Below are 21,786 nucleotides of genomic sequence, written 5' to 3' on the forward strand. Positions count from 1 at the left end.
TCGCGACGAGGGGCCTCGAGCCGACGTGAACCGTCGGGTCACACGGCATTTACGCCCGGAGTATCGCTTTGAGTCGCGCGGTGCCGGTCGCGTCGGACGTGACACCCCGATCCCACAGGACCAATGCAGGCGGCAGGGCGACGATGGAAGCGGCAAACGAGTAGAACACGCTCAACGCGATCAGGAGCCCGAAGTCACCGAGCACGGGCGTGATCGCGAGCATCAGCGCACCAGTTCCGATCGATGTCGTGAGCATACTGCCGGTGAGCGCACCGCCGGTACTCGACAGCGTCGTCGTCAGCGCCGATACCGTCTCCGGTTGGGCAGTATATTCGTCGACGAACCGGTGCATGAAGTGGACCGCGTAATCGACGCCGAGCCCGATCGCGAACGAGAGGAGCAGCCCCGTGACGGCATTGAGGGGCATATCGAGCAGCCGCATCGTGCCGAGAAGACATGACACGGCGATCATGATCGGAAACACGTTGATGAGACCGATCCACGGTTTCCCCTCGAGAACGCCGTACACGATCACGAGAAAGACCGTCGAGAGCACGATGGCGAGCACCATCCCCTGAATCGATGATTCGAACAGACTGTTCGTGATCGCGTTGTAAATGAGGGGCGTGCCCGTCGCCGTTGCAGTGTAGCGGAAGGCATCGGCGTGGTCGGCCCCGTCCGCTGCGATTTCGTCGATCGTGGCGTCCGATTCGATGGTGTACTCGACCTGGGCCGCTCGCCGGTCGGGAGTCAGGTACCGTTCCGCTGATGGCCCTGCCGGTGACGCGAACAACTCGTCGTAGATCCGGTCGAGGTTGCGGTCGGGGATGCCGTTCCCGTCCCGGTCGTTGCGGGCGACGAGCGCAGCGAACTCGGGGTCCGCGTCGGCATGGGACTGAATCACAGTGATGATACTCCGGGATTCCGCCCGTCCGTTCGGCCCGACGGCGAGCGTCTCCGGTGGCTCATCGTCAGGGGCCGCCAGAGCCTCGAGCGCGTGGTCCTCCTCGAACGGCCCCTCGACGTACATCGTCATCGACTGGTCCTGATCGGCCGCGAACCGCCCCTCGAGCAGGTTGAGCGTTTCCGTGGCAGTGTACTCGCCCGGGGCGAACGGTTCCGGGACGTAGTCGACGTACCACGCCTCCTCTTCGGGCGGGAGGAAATCCTCCTCCTCGAACGTGGTTTCGACGCCGGTGCCGTACGCACCCATTCCGGCCCCGAAGAGCAAGAGGAGCACGACCATGACGAGCGGAGCGCGCTTTCCGACGGTCGCGGAGACGGCCAGTAACCGCCCGAGCGAAGATTCCTCGGAGGCGATCGGTGTCGAATTGAACTCCCGGACGTCGTGTCGGTCCCGGAAGCGGTCGGCCTGCAGCTTCATCGCGGGCAAACACCCGCTGAAGATGACGAACGTAAAGATGATCCCGGCGGAGGCTACGAGACCCATCTCCCGCATCGGCTCGAGTTCGGCGAAGAGGTTCGCTCCGAAGCCGAAGACCGCGGTGGCGGTCACGATGAAAAAAGCGGCCGAGAGCTGGCCGGTCGCGGTACGCATCGCGGAGACCGTGTCGTCGCCCTGGAGCTTTTCCTCGCGATAGCGGTTGATAATGTGGATCCCGAAGTCGACGCCGACGGCCAACAACAGGACGGGAACGATGATCATCTCCTGTCCGAACGGGATCCCGACGTAGCCGAGGAACCCGAACGTCCAGATCATCGTCATCAGCAACGCGATCAGGCCGAGTAGCAGATCGAAGGGGTCTCGGTAGGCGACGGCAAGGAAGCCCAAAAGCAGCGCCACGACGACGGGCATGACCATCACGAACGAATCGCTGATGACGTCTTCGAGTTCGGAATCGACGATACCGCTACCGAACGCCCGGATATCAGCCGGTTCGTCGGCCGCCATCGTATCGATCGTCGTCAGGATGCCTTCCATGTCCTCGTCGTCGTCGAACTCGGATGGCATGTCGTGGGAGATCACCGTTATCGACGCCGATGCCGACGCCTGATCGCGGTTGAAATCCTCGGAGACCATCCTTGAAAACGCACGCCTCGAGCCGACCTCTCGGACCGCCCGCCGAATTTCGGCGTCCGTCGCCCGTTCGACGGCCCGGCGCTGTTCGGCCGGCGTGTCCGCACCGGGCTCGAGTGCCTGCGCGACCATCGTCGCGGGGCCGTCCGCGGACTGCATTCTGAGCATCGGCCGATCGTCGATTCGCTCGAGCAGGCGGAGAACGTGGAGGAGTTCCTCGCGCGTGAGGACATCGGTCCCGTCATGGACGAGTCGCGTCGTCTCACCCTCGGCCGTGAACGGTCCTTGAAAGTCCGCTTCGACGGCGTCTTGCGCTTCTTTCACTTCGAGGCCATCGGAATATCGCTCGCGGAGATCAGTCTCCGTTTCGACCAGCGGGATTCCGGCGGCGAAAAACGCAGTCAAGAGCAGGAAAGCGATAACGATTGCACGCGGGCGGGAGACGATGAGGGTGGTCGACTGCGTAATCGCCTCATCGATCCAGTGTCCGACCCTAGTCATGGGGACGAGCTGCTCGTCGATCGATCGACGGCACTGTCACGCTCTCGGGGTCGAGTCTCGAGCGCCGTGCGAGTGGGCGCGGGTCCCGACGCCAGCAAACCGCCACGGCCCGCCACGAACCGGAACCTCGCGCTATCTGCGGACCTTCCTCCGGCGACGGTAACGTGACTACGTCGCGACGGCATCGGCACGATGACGCTACGCGGCGGTTGGACGTCCCGTCACCCCCCGTTCACTCGTCCGTTCAAGCCCGAACGAGCGGCGACTCCAGTGTTGGCGACTGTTCGATCGGCTCGTCATGAGTAAGACATGAAAATATTAGATCAAAATACTTTCGCCAATATCGGACTGAATGGGAATTTGAGAAAGGCTGAAACACGTTCGGACCCGTTTTGACAGACTGGAATGACACTCTTCGCTAGTTGAATGTCATTTTAATACGTCGCTCGAGCGACCGCCACAACGCGCACACGGCGCGGTCGTCACGGTCGAACGGACACCGCTGACAGGGGGGGTCGAGGCACCGACACGAGCGCGGCGACGCGGCGTCGGCGAAGGGCTACCTGCCGCGCTCGAGGGCGAGCGATAGGAGCCACTGCAAGTCGCTGCACGCCTGACCGCATGACGGCGTTGCAGTCAATGTGTCAATCGTTTCAGTGGCTACTATATCGGCCGACCGACGGATGCAGCCGTCTCGAGGCCACCACCGACAGTCCGGGCGAAGCGAGCTAGTGTATGGAAAGGTATAGGGTGGCGTCCCGTTCTAGAGGTATATAAGCAAATGAGCGACGCGGGATACGACCACGCGACGGTCGAACGGCGCTGGCAAGAGGCGTGGGACGACGCGGACGTCTTTCGGACGTCCAACGACATCGAGGACCCGACATACGTCCTCGGAATGTACCCGTATCCGTCCGGGAAGCTCCATATGGGCCACGTCCGTAACTACACGATCACGGACGCGTACGCCCGCTACCGACGGATGCGGGGCGACGATATCCTCCACCCAATGGGGTGGGACGCGTTCGGTCTCCCCGCGGAGAACGCGGCCAAAGAGCGCAACACGAACCCCCGCGACTGGACGCTCGACTGCATCGAGACGATGCGCGACCAGATGACCGCAATGGGCTTTGGCTACGACTGGGACCGAGAGATCACCACCTGTACGCCGGAGTACTACCAGTGGAACCAGTGGCTGTTCTCCCGGTTCCACGAGGAGGGGCTGGTCGAGCGCCGCGACGCCGAAGTCAACTGGTGTCCCCACTGCGAGACCGTCCTCGCCGACGAGCAGGTCGAGGGCGAGGCCGAACTCTGCTGGCGCTGTGATACGCCCGTCGAGCAGCGCGAACTCGAGCAGTGGTTCCTGAAGATCACCGCGTACGCCGACGAGTTGCTCGAGGCGATCGACGACCTGGAAGGGTGGCCCAACTCGGTGCGACAGATGCAGCGCAACTGGATCGGCCGCCAGTACGGGACGGAACTCGAGTTTGATGTCGAGGACTACGGCCCGGTCGAGGCCTTCACGACCCGCGTCGACACGATCCACGGAGCGACCTTCTTCGCGCTCGCGCCGGACCACCCGATCAGCGAGGCGTTGGCCGAGGACGACGACGAGATTCGCCGGTTCATCGATCACGAGGCCGATCCCGACGGCGACGACCCCAACGGCGTCGAGACCGGCCTAACCGCCACGAACCCCGCTACCGGCGAGGAGATCCCGGTCTACGTCGCCGACTTCGTCCTCTCGGACGTTGGGACCGGCGCGCTGATGGCCGTGCCGGCCCACGACGAACGCGACCACGCCTTCGCCGAAAAGATGGGACTCGACATCCGGCCGGTCATCGCCCCCGAACCCGACGGCGATGAAGAACCGACCGCGCCCGACGTGAGCGAGGGGGCCTACACCGAGGACGGCGTCCTGGTCGAGGCCGGCGAGTACAGCGGGCTGGACAGCGAAACCGCCCGCGAACGGCTGACCGAGGACATCGACAGCGCCGAAGAGGCCACCCAGTATCAACTGCGCGACTGGGGAATCTCCCGGCAGCGCTACTGGGGGACGCCGATCCCGGTCGTCCACTGCGACGACTGTGGTCCCGTGATGGTCCCGGACGAGGAGCTGCCGGTCGAACTCCCCGAGTTCATCAACACGACCGGGAACCCGCTGGACGCCGCCGAGGAGTGGCAACGGACCACGTGCCCGGAGTGTGGGGCCGACGCGACCCGCGAGACCGACACGATGGACACCTTCGTCGACTCCTCGTGGTACTTCCTGCGGTACGTCTCGCCGGACCTCGAGGACGCTCCCTTCGACCGTGAGCGGGCTAACGACTGGCTCCCCGTCGACCAGTACGTCGGCGGCATCGAGCACGCCGTGATGCACCTGCTCTATTCTCGGTTCTTCACGAAGGTACTGGCCGACAACGAGGGACTCGAGCACCGCGAGCCGTTCACGAACCTGCTGGCACAGGGGATGGTCCAGTTGGACGGCGAGAAGATGTCCAAATCGAAGGGGAACGTCGTCTCCCCCCAGCGGATCGTCGATGAGTACGGCGCGGACACCGCGCGCCTGTTCATGATGCAGGCCGCCCAGCCCGAACGCGACTTCGACTGGAGCGAAGAAGGCGTCCAGTCGACGTACGCCTTCCTCGAGCGACTGAAGGGGATGGTCGAAAGCTACGTCGACGAGCAACCGGACGGTGACGCGGACGCCGTCGCGAGCTACGTCGACGCGGAGATCGAGGCGACGGTCGCCATCGCGAGCGAGGAGTACGAGGCCCTGACGTTCAACAAGGCGCTCCGTGAAACGCAGGCGCTGGCGCGGACGTTACGGCAATACGCCGAGCACACGGAGCCCCACGCCGAAACCTACGAGCGGGGGCTCTCCGCCGTCGTCCGCCTGCTCTCGCCGGTCGCGCCCCATATCGCAGAGGAGTTGTACGACGCCCTGGGCAACGACGGGTTCGTCGCCGAGGCCGCGTGGCCGACCGCCGAGATCGACCGCGACGGCGTCGCCAAACGCCGCCGACTGGTCGAGAACACCCGCGAAGACATCCGCGACATCGTCGACATCGCCGGGATCGAGGACCCCACCGGAATCGACGTTGTCGTCGCGCCCGAGTGGAAGTACGACGCCCTCGAGATCGCGATCGAGAGCGACGCCGACAACCTGATCGGTGAACTCATGCAGGAAAGTCACATCCGCGACCAGGGCGACGCCGCGGCCGATTACGGGCAGGACCTGCAGGCCGAGCGCGAAGCGCTGTCGATGACGCTCGAGTCGGACGACGAGTACGCGGCCCTCGAGTCCGCGGCGTGGCTGATCGAGCGCGAGTTCGACGCTCCAGTTCGCGTCGTTCGCGCCGCCGAGGCCGACGAGGACGTGCTCGCGAACGCCGAACCCGGCCGACCCGCGATCGAAATCGACGATTGACGGCGCGCCGACCGAACCGCCATCGGAACCGACAGTAAGCGATCCGATTTATACGCCGGCTCGTGGGAGGGTCGTGACAGAACCTGATGGCGTCGAGAACGAACGCACACCGTACGGCTCCTGTTCGATGGCCGGTCATGGATAGGGCGTCGCCGACCACACCACACGTTACTTCCATGACGTGGCGTGACGGGCTGTTCATCCACTGGCCGGTCGACCCCGACGCGCTTCGCCCGCACATCCCCGATCAGTTGACGCTCGAGGCGTGGGACGGCCGCGCCTGGCTGGGCGTACTCCCGTTCGTGCTCACGAACGTGGGGGTTCGCGGGACGCCGTCGATCACGCGGCTGGCCTTCGGCGAACTCAACGTTCGGACCTACGTTCGATATCGGGGCCATCCGGGCCTGTTTTTCTTCAGCATCGACGTCGGAAACGCGTTCGTCGCGGCGACCGTCGGCCGAGCGACGAGATTGCCCGTCTACCGCGCCCGGATGCAGGTCGGGGCCACCCAAGCGAATCACGTGGCGTTCCACAGCGAGCGCCAAGCGGGTGAGACGGCGAACGACGTCCCTGCCCGATTCGACGCGACCTACCACCCGGACGGCGAGGTCGTCACCGCCGACGCCGGCACGCTCGCACACTGGCTTACCGCGCGCCGACGGTTCTACGCCCCGGACGCCGGCACCGTCCTGACCGGCGAAATCGCACACGACCCGTGGCCGCTCCAGCCGGCCACGGCGACGATTCACGAGAACACGATGCTTTCGGCCAACGACCTGCCGACGCCGACCGGCGACCCGCTCGTCCACTACGCGGACGAAGTATCGATGGCCGGCTCGGTTCCACGGCGGCTCGAGCACTGATCGCGCCTCGATGGGAACGCCACGAACAGCCGGTTCGGGGTCATCGATCTGCCGTCGGAACGCCGAGACGGTCCCGTGTCACGGTCGCGCACGATCGGCACAGCGCTGACCTGTGTGGGCGCGTATCGTTAGGTTTGTTAACTACGGTATGAAACAATATTTCCACATAGTTCGATGTCAATGACAGGCACAGGAACGACCGGCAACGACCGGAATTCGTTCGTCTACGTCGTCGCGGCGTTGGCCGCACTCAACGGGCTACTGTTCGGGTTCGACACCGGTGTCATCTCCGGCGCGATGTTGTACATTCGGCACACGTTCGAACTGGCAACCGTCTTCGGCTATTCGATGAACGCCTCGCTGATTGAGGGGATCATCGTCAGCGGGGCGATGATCGGCGCGATCATCGGGGCGGCGCTGGGCGGCCGACTCGCGGATCGACTCGGTCGACGGCGACTCATCCTCGTGGGTGCCGTCGTCTTCTTCGTCGGGTCGTTCATCATGGCGATCGCACCGACCGTCGAGATCCTGATCGTCGGTCGAATCGTCGACGGGATCGGCGTCGGGTTCGCCTCGGTCGTCGGTCCGCTGTACATCTCCGAGATCTCACCGCCGAAGATCCGCGGGTCGTTGGTCTCGCTCAACCAACTGACGATCACCAGCGGTATCCTCATCGCCTACCTCGTGAACTTCGCGTTCGCCGCCGGCGGCGAGTGGCGCTGGATGCTCGGCCTCGGCATGGTCCCCGCCGCAGTCCTCTTCGTCGGCATGCTGTTCATGCCCGAGAGTCCCCGCTGGCTCTACGAACACGGCCGCGAGAGCGATGCTCGCGAGGTCCTCGCCAGTACCCGCGTCGAGACCCAGGTCGAGGACGAACTGCGTGAGATCAAAGAGACGATCCGCACCGAGTCCGGGACGCTCCGCGACCTCCTCGAGCCGTGGGTGCGCCCGATGCTGATCGTCGGCGTCGGCCTGGCGGTATTCCAGCAGGTGACCGGCATCAACACGGTCATGTACTACGCGCCGACGATCCTCGAGTCGACCGGCTTCGCGGATACCGACTCGATCCTCGCGACCGTCGGTATCGGCGTCGTCAACGTCGTCATGACCGTCGTCGCGGTGTTGTTGATCGACCGGACGGGCCGCCGTCCGCTGTTGCTCGTGGGACTGGCCGGGATGAGCGCCATGCTCGCCGTCCTGGGAATCGCGTTCTACCTGCCTGGTCTCTCGGGCGCGATCGGCTGGATCGCGACCGGGAGCCTGATGTTGTACGTCGCGTTCTTCGCGATCGGACTGGGACCGGTCTTCTGGCTGCTGATCTCCGAGATCTACCCGATGGAGATCCGCGGGACGGCAATGGGCGTCGTCACCGTCGTCAACTGGGCCGGCAACCTGCTCGTGTCGTTGACCTTCCTGCGACTGATCGACATCGTCGGGCAGACGGGGACGTTCTGGCTGTACGGCGCACTCTCGGTGCTCGCGTTGCTCTTCTGTTATCGGCTTGTACCCGAGACCAAAGGGCGGTCGCTCGAGGCGATCGAGGGCGACCTCCGCGAGACGGCGTTCGGAGCCGATGCCGGCGAGCGCCCACAGGTCACGGAGACGGACGACTAACGGTCGAGAACGGCGTTCCGATCGAAAAGAACCCTAATCGCGACAACCGGCGAGTCGGCGTCTACTGGTCGGTATCGATCAGTCCGAAGTCGGTGCCGGCACCGTCCTCGCGGGCGGTCTCGTAGACGACCCGCGCGGCCGCGACGTCCTGAATCGCGAGCCCGGTCGAATCGAAGACCGTAACGCCCGTCTCCTCGGTCCGTCCCGCCTTCGAGCCGACGACGACTTCGCCGATTTCGCCGTGGATGTCGTCGTCGGTCAACACGCCCTCGTGGTAGGGGACGTTGATCTCGCCCGAGTGAGTACACTGCTCGTGGTCGTCGATGACGATCCGCGCCGCGTCCAGCAGTTCGTCGTGCAGTTCGTGTTTCCCCTCGGCGTCGGCCCCCATCGCGTTGATGTGTGTGTGCTCGCCGACGTCGGAGGGACCCACGATCGGATCCTCGACCGGCGTCACGGTCGAACACACGTCGCAGTGACCGGCCTCGGAAATCGAGCCGCTGCGGATATCGAAGCGGTCCTCGTAGGTCTCGACGAACCGCTGTACGCGCTCCTCGTCGGGGTCCGAAACGACGACTTCCTCGATCGGTCGAATCTCGCTGATCGCCTCGAGTTGCGTGTACGATTGGACGCCGGCCCCGATGAGTCCGAGACTCGAGGCGTCCTCGACGGCGAGGTAGTCGGTGGCGACGGCGGCCGCCGCGCCGGTTCGTTTCATCGTCAGCGCCGTCCCGTCCATGATCGCAAGCGGGAGCGCGGTCTCGGGGTCGGAGTAGATCATCGTCCCCAGTACCGTCGGGAGGTCGTGCTCCGCGGGGTTGTCCGGATGGACGTTGACCCACTTCAGGCCGGCCGCGTCCCAGTCACCCGTATCGAGGTAGGCGGGCATCGATCGGAAGTCACCGTTGTACTGCGGGAGATCGATGTAGGACTTCGCCGGCATCTGTGTGGTGCCGCGCTCGAACGCACCGAAGGCCTGTTCGATCGCATCGATGACAGCTGACATTCGTGCATACTCGTTTACATCATCGCTATCTAACAGAAGCGTATTCATACTCGCGGATATTGCGGGCTACTACTTAGTTTGTCGTGGTTCAACGGGTGTATGCGGTATGTGAGCAATATGTATACTAACCAACACTAATGGACAGTGGCAATTGGCCCCACGGTCCAGGGCCACGCCGCGTTCGAGCGACCTCCCGCTCGGCTCCCCGTCCGCGGCCCCGCCGAAGACGCTGCCGACGGGTCGTGTCGGAGCGACGGCGTTCGTCATTCGCAGCTATTATTGTGAAAATACATGAACGTTTCGAGACGGCCGGTCACGAGCGATTGCCCATCGGGAGGCCGAGCGCAGCGGCTCGAGGATCAGATTCGGGAGCGCGACGAAACGGCAAGTGAAGCTGGGCCGACTCGAAGCAGCGGAAAGAGCGATCCGGGCTGGAGTCGCTCCCACCGAGTGTTCCCGCGAGCGCCGCCGATCCGACCGGCCTGACGGCCGGCGCGGAGGGACGAACGCGTCCCGGAACGGAGCGTGGTGTCGGACCTTGTTACATCATGCCGCCCATGCCGCCGCCCATACCGCCCATGCCGCCGCCCATGCCACCGGGGCCGCCGGCGGGCATGTCTTCGTCGTCGTCATCGTGGGAGACCGCGAGGTCGCCCGCGGCGATGACGTCGTCGATGCGCAGTAGCATGACAGCCGCCTCGGTGGCGGACTCGATGGCCTGCGTCTTCACGCGCAGCGGCTCGTAGACGCCCTCGGCGTCCATATCGATGGTGTCACCGGTGTAGGCGTCGAGACCGGCGGCGGTGTCGCCGCCGTCGTGGCCACTGCGAAGCTCGACCAGCGAGTCGATGGGATCGAGACCCGCGTTCTCGGCCAGCGTGCGCGGGATGACCTCGAGCGCGTCCGCGAAGGCTTCGACGGCGAGTTGCTCGCGGCCGCCGACGGAGTCGGCGTAGTCGCGCAGCGAGAGCGAGATATCGATCTCGGGTGCGCCGCCGCCGGCGAGCACCTTCCCGTCCTCGACGGTCGTCCGGACGACGCCCAGCGAGTCCTCGACGGCGCGGTCGATCTCGTCGATGACGTGCTCGGTACCGCCGCGGAGGATCAGGGTGACGGCCTTGGCGTCGTCGACGTCCTCGACGAAGATCCGCTGGTCGCCGGCGATCTCCTTCTGTGCAACGCTTCCGGCAGCGCCGAGGTCGTCCTCGGTCAGGTCGTCGACGCTCGAGACCGGCGAGGCACCGGTCGCGCGAGCGAGCTGGGCCTGGTCGCTGGACTTGACGCGACGGACGGCGATGATGCCCTCCTGTGCGAGGTAGTGCTGGGCCATGTCGTCGATGCCGCCGTCGACGAAGACGACGTCAGCACCGGCGTCGGCGACCTGTTCGGCCATCTCGCGCAGCTGTGCTTCCTCCTGTTCGAGGAACTGCTCGAGCTGGTCGGGGTCGGTGACGTTGACCTCGGCGTCGATCTCGGTCTCCTTGATCTCTAAGTCGCCGTTGACGATCGCGATGTCGGCGTCCTCGGCGAAGTACGGCATGTTCTCGGAGACGCGCTCCTTGTCGACGATGACGCCCTCGACGAGTTCGGAGTTCTCGACGGAGCCGCCGACGACCTTCTCGACTTTGATGTTGTCCGTGTCGACGCCGTCGTCGTCGGCGACCGCGCGAACGGCCTCGACGATGAGCCCCGAGAGCAGGTCCTTGGCGTTCTCCGCGCCCTTGCCGGTCATCGCCGTCGCGGCGATCTGCTCGAGGATTTCGGTGTCGTCCTCGTCGACGTCGATGGCGATCTCTTCCAGGGCCGCGGTGGCCTCTTCGGCGGCCTCTCGGTACCCCTGCGCGAGGGTGGTCGCGTGGATGTCCTGGTCCAGCAGGTCCTCGGCCTGGCTGAGGAGTTCCCCGGCGACGACGACGGCGCTCGTGGTGCCGTCACCGACTTCCTCTTCCTGAGTCTCGGCGACTTCGACGATCATGTCGGCCGCGGGGTGGTCGATCTCCATCTCCGAGAGCAGGGTGACACCGTCGTTCGTGACGATGACGTTGCCCGAGGAGTCGACGAGCATCTTGTCCATCCCCTTCGGGCCGAGCGTCGTCCGAACCGACTCGGCGACGGCCTTCCCGGCCTGCACGTTCATTGACTGCGCGTCCTCCCCGGAGGTTCGCTGGCTGTCCTCCGAGAGTACGATAAGGGGCTGGTTGCCCATCTGCTGTTGAGCCATAGTCACTCGAAGGATTGATTGTGATTCTATATAAGCTTTTCCCAATTAATCGGACAGGGTGGCTCGAGGTACTCCCTGTCGTGCGTTTTCGATGCAAGCGCTCTCCGGGTATATATAGTCATACTGCGTGAGAATCGCCGGGTAGATACCGCGTCGCTGGGGATTCGAACGGACGGTTGCTACCGATAGAAAAGCGGTTCGAACGATCGGGTCGGTCGGCGACAGCGGGGTCGACGACGCGGGGCCCTCGTACCGGGAGAACGGTCAGGACTGGCCGCCGGGGAACCGGTGGTACTCCATCCCCTTGTGTTTCATCTCGTTGTGCTTCTCCTCGAGGAAGGAGTAGACCGCGCCGTGGGGCGCGCCGTCTAGGAGCATCTCGGCGGCGGTGCGGACGGCGTCGACCTCCTGTGGTGCGCCGATGATGCCCAGCGTCGAGCCGTAGATGACGACGTCGGCACCGGTTAGCTCTTCCATTAGTTCGCGGGTCCGGCCGCCCTCGCCGATGAGCCGGCCCTTCTTGCGTTTCATGTCGTTTTTGTTGCGCGCGGCGGCGTCGATGTCGACGACATCGAACAACATCATGTCGTCCTCGAGCAGTCGCAGGGCGTCCTCGGGCGCGAAGCCGCGGCCGATCGCGCGAACGATTTCGGGGCCCTTGAGGCCGAGTACGGGATCACCGACCGTTTCGACGGCGACGGAGCCGTTCTCCGAGTCGATGTCGAGTCGTACTTCCGCCGCCGCCTCGATCTCGCGCATCGTCTCGCCTCCTTCACCGATGAGAACGCCGATGCGGTCCTGCGGAATCTTCACGTGCTGCATACGGCCCGGTACTCGCTGGGTGAGGTTAAGCGCTTGGTCCGCGAGACGGATGTGCCGTGGCACCGACGCACGCGTAATCTCGCGCAACTCTCCCAAGATAATCAGTTGCCTCAGCAATGAGGGTCTTGCCGCCCATAAAATGCCGAACCAACCAGTTCTCAAACTGTTCCAGCCAAACCGAAGCAGACATCGTCGAAAATTTGCGTCAAGCATTCGCCGTCGCATGGAACCAGCTTATCTGAACACTACCTCGTGTCCTCGCCTTCAAAGGATTCATTGGACGAAGGTGGACCGTCATAGCGGGTATCGTCTACCATTTTCGCCGTGTCCCAGCCGTCGAAATTATCGGAGATTAGTGAGAATCTGGGTGGGTCTGGGATGTGGCACTAATTCTGACCGCACTCCTTAATAAAGAAGCCTTGAAAAAGTACTGTCAAAACCCCATGATGCTCTGGATGCCACCAGGGCCAGAACGACCCGGGACATTAAGCGAGAGACTTATCGAACAATCTTCCACTCCACACTCACAATTCAGTCCGTCAGCGTGCTGGGAGTAGCTATCAATCTCCAAGTTCATAGTATCATAGGAGGCAGGTACTTTCACCGTGAACCGTGTGTAATATGACAGTGTGTGACGTTGCCTCGGGGTGAGCAAATCGAACACATCTTGATTCGTCCAGGTCTCTTCGAGATCATTTTTAGGAGTCGTCTGCTCGGCTTCATCAACTAGCCAATTCACAATGTCTTTGCTAGCCCGTTTAACCTCCTGCTTCGTAGCGAATTTCTTAATTCCTTGCACAGCCACCTTCTTTGCAACCAGACTCCCGACGCCGCTGCTCGCGAGATAGAGAGCAGCGTCTGCGAGAACCTCGTTCGTGGTGTGTGCTTCGTCTTTGGGAATTGCTGATGCAGACATCTGCTTCTCTTGCGATTCATCCTGAAATATGGACGCACCAGGGTCGGGCGAATTCACCGAAAACCCGGTCTCCTCAACGATATCCGAAGGGTAGGAAACCCAGTGGTCTCCAGTTTCTTGACGTTGGCGGTTTACCCCCGTCCCGAACAGCTCAAAGATCAGGTGGGAGTAGTCAGGACTATCTTGGTAGCTGTCTAGAAAGTTTGCCTGGAGATTGTGGTGATACAGTATATCGTTCGAGTCGATTCCCTTGCCATGGTACACTGACCTCGAGTTATCTTCCCAGCTGTTTCCTGGAGAGCCAGCTGCTGCAACTGGCTCCCCAAGAGTGTGCAATCCAACCGTCGCTGCGCCGATTCCAACGGAAGCCCTTTTCAGGAACGTGCGTCGGCCGTGAGGTGTATTTTTATCCATTATGATGTCGTATACTTTGATCCGCACTAAAACAATAAACATTAACTAATATAAATATTGGGAATCTATGTGAATATAAACAGTTGGAGCAACTCGTCAGCAGTTTTCGAATTAGTGTGACTGAAACAGTTTAGGAACGTAGTATCACTACGTTTTACTTCTTGAAAGACATGTTCGACGCGACCGCTATTTCCGTATTAAGTATACCAGTAATAAATGATGCAGCAGATACAGGCGTCTTTCAGCGGTGTGGCAGCATCAACAAGGGACACGGCGTCGCTGAAATCGTGTTTCTCGCGTAGTTCCGTAAGAAGCCCGTGAGATAAGACACACCCTCTGGTCGGTTTGAGTTTTGATGGATTAATTCGTTGGGGTCAGGGTCGACGGCAGCGTACAGTCAATAGCGTTGATCATTGAGTTGAACTACAGTCTCGTCGTCGGCAATGTGACTCGGACAGTGACCGCTTCCAGGCATAGATCACTCAGAGAATGCCGTCACTCACGCTTCAATACTTATCAGCGCCGCGAGTACCGGGAGAGCCGTGACAACGACGTGCGTGACCGACTCGAGCCACACGGTGTGAGAAACAGCGCTACGCGCACACCGACCGAAACTGCACCGACCCCAACCGGGTGTCGACGATCGCGACCGTGGGGTCGTCGTCGGCCGCCAGCACGTGCGCGCCGAGGTTGAGTATCGTCGTCCGGCCGGTTTCCGATACCTCGCGCTCGTGGTGGTGACCGTAACAGACGAACTCGTAGCCGTCGCCGGCCGCCGTGCCGGAGGCGACGATCGTCCTCGAGGGTGTCGGGCACATCGGCACCCAGTCGGCACCGGAGCGGGTCGCGACCGCGGTGCGGGAGTTCGCCGAGGAAACGACGACACGGCCGATGTAAGCGGCCCGATCATCGAACGCACCGGTAAGAGGCGGTCTCAGTCCCGCGATGGGTCCGGCTTCGGGCTGGTGACGAACGCGAGCAGGTCGTCCGCCGTCACCGCGAGCCCTTGCCGCGAGAAAAAGCCCGCGACGTTTCGGCAGTCCCGCTCCAAGAAGTCGCGGCTGTTGGGGTGGTGGACTGTCACGGCCTGACCGAGATCGATGAAGACGAGTTGCCCCTCGGTCTCGTCGAAGACGACGTTGTACTCGCTCAGGTCGCCGTGGATCAGGCCGGCCGAGTAGAGCCGGCGCATGTACTCACGCATGACCTCGTAGGCGGTTTGCGGGTTCTCGATGTGAACCTCGCCGAGCCGTTTCGCGCGGCCGTCGTCGGTCCCGATGTACTCCATGACCAGCACGTTCCGCTCGGTCGCGATCGGTTCCGGGACCCGCACACCGGCCGCTTTCGCCCGTCGAAGGTTTGCCAGTTCCTTCTTCGTCCACGCGAGAACGACGTCTTTCTTCTTGCCACCTAAGCCCTCGAATCGGGGATCACCCTCGAGATACTCCCGCATCTGATTGAAGTTCGAGGCATTGATCCGGTAAATCTTGACCGCGACCTCGCGGTCGTCGCCCAGCGCATGATAGACGTTGGCTTCCTTGCCCGTCGAGAGCGGGCCGCCGAACGCCTCGACGTAGCCGTCCTGAACGAGTTTGTACAGCGCCGCGAAGGTCGCGTCGTCGAACACCGACTGCTCGACTTTGAACTGGTCGGCGTCCTTGATGCGCTCCTCGAACTGCTCGAACTTCCGGTCGCGCTTCCGTGCGATTCGATCGGCCTCGGTCTCCGAAACATCGATCTCCTCCCACTCGTCGCCCGGGGTGTCGGCTTCCTCGAGGTCGACCAGTCCGAACTCCGTTCCCTGTCCCATCTGTCCGGCTCTACGCGCCGGGTGCGGGTAAATACTGGGGCTTGGTCGGGCGGGCGTGCCGACGGCGATCGGACGGACACGTCCACTCTTTTCTCCCTGCCCGTCGTATACCCGACCGTGAGTTCCACGACCGAGCGGCGACCGACAGTCGAGAGCCACCGATGACGAGCTACGACGTGACACTCGAGTGGACCGACGGCCGGACGCGGACGATCGACGTCGGCGAAAGCCAGACGGTACTCGAAGCGGCCCAGCGACTCGGCGTCCGGTTGCCGTACGACTGCCGAGCCGGGACGTGCATCACCTGCGTGGGCCGACTGCTCGCGCTCGAGGACGGCGACGACGGGACGGACCGGCCGCTCGACGTCGCAGACGCGTTCGGCTATCAGCGACCGCCACAGGCGCTGACCGACGACGAACGGGACGACGGCTACGTCCTGCTGTGTATCGCCTCCCCACGAGCCGACTGCCGCATCGAAGTCGGACCGCGGGTCCGTGCCGAAGTCGGTGACAGCCCCTGGGCATAGGGTCCTCGCAGCCCGTCGGGGCCCGGCTAGACTTATTTCCATGCTCGTGGTGGGGCACCTTATGAGTGATAGTCACGCTCAACGCGGCGCGGAGCCGGAGCACGACCACGAACAGCACCACGAGGGACCCGGCTACGCGACACCACAGGCCGCCATCGAGGAAGGCGAGCGAGAAAAACTGGCCTACGTGATGAGCCTCTACGTCGGCACGGACGTTGACGCGCCGGACTTCGTGGCGGTCGTCGATCTCGATCCGGACTCGGACACTTACTGCGAGATCGTCGATCGGATCGAGATGCCCGAACGCGGCGACGAACTTCACCACTTCGGCTGGAACGCCTGCTCGTCGTCGTGTCACATGGAGGGGCTCAAGCGGCGACACCTGATCGTCCCCGGCCAGCGCTCCTCGCGGATCCACGTGATCGACGCCAAAGACCGGCGGAATCCCGAACTCGAGACAGTGATCGAACCCGAGGAGGTCTTCGAATACGACCTCTCGGCACCGCATACCGTCCACTGTATCCCCGACGGGGAGATCCTGATCAGCATGCTCGGCGACGCCGACGGCGAGCTGCCGGGCGGCTTCCTCGAGTTGAACGAGGATTTCGAGATCGAAGGGCGGTGGGAGCCGCCGGGCGAGATCGAGATGAACTACGACTACTGGTACCAGCCCCGCCAGAACGTGATGGTCTCCAGCGAGTGGGCCGCGCCGAAGACGTACTATCCGGGCTTCGATCTCGACGATGTCGAGGCGGGGAAGTACGGCCAGAAGCTCCACTTCTGGGACTGGGAGGACGGGACCGTCGAGCAGACGATCGACCTCGGCGAGGAGGGACTGATTCCGCTCGAAGTACGCTTTCTCCACACACCCGAATCGACTCACGGGTTCGTCGGGACCGCGCTCTCGTCGAATATGTTTCACTTCTGGTACGACGAGGGCACGAACGATGGGGATGGAGCGTACCGCGCCGAGAAGGTGATCGACTTCGAGAGCCGGGAACACCCGGACTGGGAGATGCCCGTACCGGGCCTGACGACTGATATCCTGATTTCGATGGACGATCGGTACCTGTTCGGCTCGAACTGGCTCCACGGCGAGGTCTGGATGTACGACATCTCGGACCCGTCGAACCCGCGACGCGCCGACTCGCTGTCGGTCGGCGGCACCTTTGGCGACGTACAGGAAGTACAGGGCCGCGAACTGAACGCCGGCCCACAGATGTTACAACTCTCGCTCGATGGCGAGCGCCTCTACTGGACCACGTCGCTGTTCTCGTCGTGGGACGACCAATTCTACCCCAAGGAGAGTGAGCAGGGATCGGTGATGCTGAAAGCCGACGTCGACCCCCGAAACGGACGGCTCGAGCTCGACGAGGACTTCCTCGTCGACTGGGGCGAGTGTCCCGACGGACCCGCTCGCGCCCACGAGATCCGGTGGCCCGACGGCGACTGTACGAGCGACGTCTGGCAGTGAGCGGACACGCGAACGACCGGTCGCCGAGCCACACGGTCACCCTCGAATGGCCCGACGGTCGGACGCGGACGGTCGCGGTTCGCGAGGACGAGACGGTACTGGACGGGGCCGAACGGGCCGACATCGCACTCCCATTCGGCTGTCGGACCGGTGCCTGCGGGACCTGTACGGGACGGCTGCTCGCGGTCGACGGAGTGGAGTCGGAGCCCGATAGCGGCGACGCCGAGGACCCCGACATTGGGGCAACCATCGCCTACACCCGCCCGCCTCGGGCCCTGAAAGATCGGCACCGCGCCGAGGGCTACGTCTTGCTGTGTCTCGCCTCCCCACGAGCCGACTGTCGGATCGCGGTCGGCTCGAGCGTACAGTCGGAATTGGTCGAAAACCCTTGGAAGTGACCCAGGATTTGAAACAATACCAGAACAAGCAGGTTAAATAATAGGTTGAACAGAAAGTTCGAAGGTTCGATCAATGATCAGATGACACTTGAGATATGAGTTCTATACTCTCGACAGTACATGTTATATTTTTCCACTCACTACCCAGTATAATATATTCATTAATATTCAATGGAGTAAAATATGACGAATGGTTCTGTAGACCAAATATATTATTTTAACACAGAAAATATTAATATCATGGCCCCCGTATTACTAATATGATAGGGTCGTTACCGACTCAACGACGAGACACAGAAAACAGACATGAGTAAGGAAGAAGACAACGACACGCAAATCGTGCGGTACACCGAAGAATCGGAATATGACGAATCTTGGCTGGCCGCAGCCGACGCTGATCGGGCGTTTTTGGCTGTCGGAGATAATAATATCGTCGTGTACGACATGCTCACAACCGACCAGTCCCTCACCAAAGAGGGTGTCGAAAAGATCACTGCCGCAGTCGAATCAAGCGACGTACGCATCGTGTCGCTAACGCCGGTCGCAGGACGATTCAAGGTGGATGGTGAGACGGACGCCGAGGCGTTCGTGGACCGAATCGCTAGCGTCGTCCGTGACTCGACCTACTGGAAACCAGGACAGACGTTCGAAGCGGCGGTCGCTGAGTGATGGGACCACCAATGCGATGACCGATACGAACAACCATCATCCGAATACTCAGATGTGCCCAATAACCATTGTCTTCACACCGAGGTAGATGTCGAGGTTACCGACGACGTAGGCGTACACCGGGTACTCGCCAGTAGGGAGGTCGGATGTATCGACGACGAATGAAGCGGTTCGCCTTTCGTTCGGGTCGAGTCGGAGATCGATGGATTTCGGCTCGAACCAATCGGTGCCGCGGATCGCGTCATCATCCGAGTGGAGCCACGGAAAGTATGTCGCCCGTAGTGGCACGTCGTGGGGGTTCTCGAAGGTTACATCAAACTCCACCTCGCCGACCGATGAGTCGAACAACAACTCTCTGTCTACCGTCGGGTACGACGTGTCGGTCTCCTCAAAGCGAGGGATATCGAAGATGTTGAGACACCGGGGACACATCCCTCGATCTCTCGTGACACTTCCCCGAAGATTACGGAACCGTTTCACGAATACCGGCCGACCGCAGTACTCGCACGGTTCCTCGGCCTCAAACACGTCGCTCGGGATGGTTCGATTCGTGTACTCTCCGGACAGGAAGCCTGGACCTCGTTCGGTCAGTTTCTCCCGGATACGTTGTTGGATTCGGTCGATACTGTCGAGTGCAGTCTCAACCCGACGACGAACATCCCGATAGGCGTTCATCCGGGAACGTTGCGCAGTGAGATCGTCGGTGAATCCGGCGATCTGATTTTCGAGATTTTCGAGTTGTCCCTTCGCCTTACGGTCGAGAAATCCGATCTCTCCCAAACCTCTACCGTTCTCCACTGCCTGATAGATAGCTGTGAGGTCGTTGCCGCTATAGGGGACATCGTCGACGACGAACCGCAGGTGGTCTGTTTGAATCGTTCCCCACGAGTACAAAAGAATTCGAACCATCTCGCCTTCTTCGAACGCCGTGAAGAATAGCGGTGCGTCGGCGTGTTCGTCAGTAAGGTTCCGTACGTAGTACTTCCCTTCTTCGGCATCAAATCGGTCTTGGTTGAGCGACACGTCGATGACGTTGCAGTCAATATCCGTTACACTGAGGATGCACCGACCGTCCTCGGTCGTGACCGTCGCCTCGTATTGTTGTTCGACCGGTCTGGCGGTCGTAATCTCCGGACGACCGAACACACAGAATGGATAGGATTTGACGCTTCCTGCATGTGCGTTTCGGTTCAGTACCTCACACCGTTCGGCCGCGGTGTATCCGGCCCGCAGTAGCGCGTAGTGAAGTGCCATCTCCTGATTCTTCCCGTCGTATGGCCGGTAGCCAGCGATCACCGCTCCCGACCCTTGGAGCAGTGACAGGCCGACGTGAACAGGTAGACCTGTTCCCTCCATATTGTTGGCTGGGATCATCGGAGAACAGGAGTTGAGAAAGACGTTGTCGAACGACCACTCATCGGCCATCACCAGCGTTCCGTCGAGCGGGCAGTCCTGTTCACCGTCAGTAACGCAGTGGGGTTGTGGTCCGTCAAACGACTCGATATCCACTGCCGTTGGGAATCCACAAAGGTAGCCGTCGGTAAGAAATGAGTGAATTGTCCGTCCGTTGGTCAGCATCGACAGCGACGAGTACTCCTCAAAACGGTCCTCGAGTCGGTCGGCAGTCGCGTCCTCTCGAACCAAGACCTCGCTGTCATCGTCGTACGTGTGGATCAACTGGTTTTCTATCCGCAAGACAATTCCGTGGTCGCCATCGCCTTCGACCTCATACTCGTACAATTCACGTGCTTCCTCAACGGTTCGCCCGGTGATGATTCCAACATCACCCTCGGTTTCGAGAGTATGTTGCTGAATATCTAGCAATTCTGATTCGTTCAGTTCCGCCACTGGACAAACGAAGAGATTGTCTGTTGTAGCTGACAGTTCATCGAGTGTCTCGACGAGTTTGTCATCACGGTCGTCAGCGATGTCCGCTGCGAGCGAACGGTATTCGGAACGTTCAGTGGAACAAATCACTGCCATAATAAAGCATAATACTATGATTGGTAAAAAGAACGTGGTTAGCATAAGATCTCGAGCCGGCACAAATAACTGCCCTTCAGACTGCAACACCCTCTTCGAGGAGTCGAAAATTCCCTTCCTCGGAGTCAAGTTCGGCCTCAACCCCGTATGGGAGGGTCAACTGCGGATCGGTGTGGCTGACATCGACACCATAGAGGATTGGAAAGTCATATCCTTCGGTGACCAACTGGATTATTTTTCGGAACCGCTTAGACTCCTCGCTGTCGTACTGTTTAAACCGGCCAACGACCAGCCCTTCGATCTGTTCGAACAGTCCCGCGTTCCGTAGGTCGATAAAGTACGACTCTATCTCACGAAGCGACGACTCTTCCATCGTTTCCTCTAACACAAGGATACTCCCGTTGTGGTCCGGCCAGTAGTCTGTCCCGATAACGTGCAATAGGGAGTAAGCGTGGCCGCCCAACAGTCGCCCGCGTGCGCTCCCCTTACGAAGCCACTCATATCCATTATTGTCGTGTAGCTTGCGGCGTCGTTCCAAGTCACGACGCTCGAACCAATCGAGGAACTCGTCGGTCCAGAACTCGGACGGCTCGATCGTACCTGCCAACTGTCCGGAAATCGCGTCGAAGAAATGATCGATTGTGTACTCAAACGGTTTCGGATACTCGCCAAGTTGGGGCATCGCCGTCGGACCGTGGAACGTACAGAGTTCACTCTGGGACAGCAGCGCGTACTCCAATACGGTGAGATCAGAATAGCCGGTCAGTATCGTCGGGTTGGCTGCAATTTCGTCGTAATCAAGATGCGGCAAGAGTGCACTCGTCCGATAGCCCCCAATGGTCGGCACAATCACGTCCACATCTGGGTCACGGAACGCTGCCATCAGATCTTCGGCGCGCCGTTCGGCTCGGCGCTCACCCCAGGATCCTGACTCTCGTGTCGTCTCGTACTCTCGTACCTCGAGCCCGACCCGTTCAAGAAATGCCCGCGCCCGGTCAACCCGATGATTGGCGACAGACGCCAGCGATGAACTCGGCGACACCAGTGCGACCGTACTCCCTAACGTTGCTGGATTTGGCTTTTCCATATGTATACTTTAG

Annotated in this window: 15 protein-coding genes and 2 pseudogenes; 8 read left to right on the forward strand and 9 right to left on the reverse strand. The window is 61.6% G+C overall.

Translation table 11 applies throughout. The features are described 5' to 3' along the window. Window positions 1-49: 49 nt before the first annotated feature. On the reverse strand, window positions 50-2,539 hold the full coding sequence (locus C486_RS10235) for an efflux RND transporter permease subunit (RefSeq protein WP_008455801.1): 2,490 nt from the start codon (window positions 2,537-2,539) through the stop codon (window positions 50-52). Window positions 2,540-3,320: 781 nt separating this feature from the next. Here C486_RS10235 and leuS point away from each other — a divergent pair. The 3 genes from leuS (at window position 3,321) to C486_RS10250 (ending at window position 8,446) form a co-directional block, all read left to right on the forward strand. Beyond that, window positions 3,321-5,969, forward strand: coding sequence for a leucine--tRNA ligase (gene leuS, locus C486_RS10240; protein ID WP_008455805.1), 2,649 nt, complete (start codon window positions 3,321-3,323; stop codon window positions 5,967-5,969). 137 nt (window positions 5,970-6,106) lie between these two features. Continuing rightward, window positions 6,107-6,832 carry a YqjF family protein gene (locus tag C486_RS10245; RefSeq protein ID WP_152419153.1) on the forward strand — a complete coding sequence of 242 codons (726 nt, stop codon included), beginning with the start codon at window positions 6,107-6,109 and terminating at the stop codon, window positions 6,830-6,832. Between the two features lie 174 nt (window positions 6,833-7,006). Then, on the forward strand, window positions 7,007-8,446 hold the full coding sequence (locus C486_RS10250; protein WP_049910406.1) for a sugar porter family MFS transporter: 1,440 nt from the start codon (window positions 7,007-7,009) through the stop codon (window positions 8,444-8,446). A gap of 61 nt (window positions 8,447-8,507) precedes the next feature. On the opposite strand, the gene C486_RS10255 is transcribed toward C486_RS10250, so the two are convergent. The 3 genes from C486_RS10255 to C486_RS10265 form a co-directional block, all read right to left on the reverse strand. Next, window positions 8,508-9,500 carry an alanine dehydrogenase gene (locus tag C486_RS10255; protein ID WP_008455810.1) on the reverse strand — a complete coding sequence of 331 codons (993 nt, stop codon included), beginning with the start codon at window positions 9,498-9,500 and terminating at the stop codon, window positions 8,508-8,510. Window positions 9,501-9,993: 493 nt separating this feature from the next. Next, on the reverse strand, window positions 9,994-11,658 hold the full coding sequence (thsA, locus tag C486_RS10260; RefSeq protein WP_008455812.1) for a thermosome subunit alpha: 1,665 nt from the start codon (window positions 11,656-11,658) through the stop codon (window positions 9,994-9,996). Between the two features lie 279 nt (window positions 11,659-11,937). After that, window positions 11,938-12,495, reverse strand: coding sequence for a KH domain-containing protein (locus C486_RS10265; protein WP_007109841.1), 558 nt, complete (start codon window positions 12,493-12,495; stop codon window positions 11,938-11,940). A 119-nt stretch (window positions 12,496-12,614) separates the two neighbouring features. Here C486_RS10265 and C486_RS22310 point away from each other — a divergent pair. Continuing rightward, window positions 12,615-12,737 (forward strand): annotated as a pseudogene (locus C486_RS22310) (IS6 family transposase); the annotation flags it as partial. Window positions 12,738-12,928: 191 nt separating this feature from the next. Here the strand turns inward: C486_RS22310 and C486_RS10270 are convergent. From C486_RS10270 to rio1, 3 genes and pseudogenes are all read right to left on the reverse strand, one after another. Further along, entirely contained in the window at window positions 12,929-13,867 is a 939-nt protein-coding gene (locus tag C486_RS10270; RefSeq protein ID WP_152419154.1) for a twin-arginine translocation signal domain-containing protein, read from the reverse strand. 551 nt (window positions 13,868-14,418) lie between these two features. Further along, window positions 14,419-14,601: pseudogene (locus C486_RS20975) on the reverse strand (metallophosphoesterase family protein); the annotation flags it as partial. A gap of 158 nt (window positions 14,602-14,759) precedes the next feature. Further along, window positions 14,760-15,635 carry a serine/threonine-protein kinase Rio1 gene (gene rio1 / locus C486_RS10280; RefSeq protein WP_008455822.1) on the reverse strand — a complete coding sequence of 292 codons (876 nt, stop codon included), beginning with the start codon at window positions 15,633-15,635 and terminating at the stop codon, window positions 14,760-14,762. Window positions 15,636-15,796: 161 nt separating this feature from the next. On the opposite strand from rio1, the gene C486_RS10285 reads away from it, so the two are divergent. From C486_RS10285 to C486_RS10300, 4 genes are all read left to right on the forward strand, one after another. Beyond that, window positions 15,797-16,162, forward strand: coding sequence for a 2Fe-2S iron-sulfur cluster-binding protein (locus C486_RS10285; protein WP_008455824.1), 366 nt, complete (start codon window positions 15,797-15,799; stop codon window positions 16,160-16,162). Window positions 16,163-16,223: 61 nt separating this feature from the next. After that, a complete protein-coding gene (locus C486_RS10290; protein ID WP_008455826.1) occupies window positions 16,224-17,636 on the forward strand; it encodes a selenium-binding protein SBP56-related protein in 1,413 nt (470 codons plus the stop codon). Next, complete coding sequence (locus C486_RS10295; RefSeq protein ID WP_008455827.1) at window positions 17,633-18,034, forward strand: 2Fe-2S iron-sulfur cluster-binding protein; 402 nt, start codon at window positions 17,633-17,635, stop codon at window positions 18,032-18,034. The genes C486_RS10290 and C486_RS10295 overlap by 4 nt, the downstream gene beginning before the upstream one ends. 306 nt (window positions 18,035-18,340) lie before the next feature. After that, the gene (locus C486_RS10300; protein ID WP_008455829.1) at window positions 18,341-18,703 is read left to right on the forward strand and encodes a hypothetical protein; all 363 of its coding nucleotides are present in this window, start codon (window positions 18,341-18,343) and stop codon (window positions 18,701-18,703) included. A gap of 48 nt (window positions 18,704-18,751) precedes the next feature. On the opposite strand, the gene C486_RS10305 is transcribed toward C486_RS10300, so the two are convergent. Further along, on the reverse strand, window positions 18,752-20,731 hold the full coding sequence (locus C486_RS10305; RefSeq protein WP_049910408.1) for a hypothetical protein: 1,980 nt from the start codon (window positions 20,729-20,731) through the stop codon (window positions 18,752-18,754). Between the two features lie 31 nt (window positions 20,732-20,762). Then, window positions 20,763-21,773 carry a S66 family peptidase gene (locus C486_RS10310; protein ID WP_014863044.1) on the reverse strand — a complete coding sequence of 337 codons (1,011 nt, stop codon included), beginning with the start codon at window positions 21,771-21,773 and terminating at the stop codon, window positions 20,763-20,765. Window positions 21,774-21,786: the final 13 nt, after the last annotated feature.

This window comes from Natrinema gari JCM 14663, from assembly GCF_000337175.1.
GTDB lineage: Archaea > Halobacteriota > Halobacteria > Halobacteriales > Natrialbaceae > Natrinema > Natrinema gari.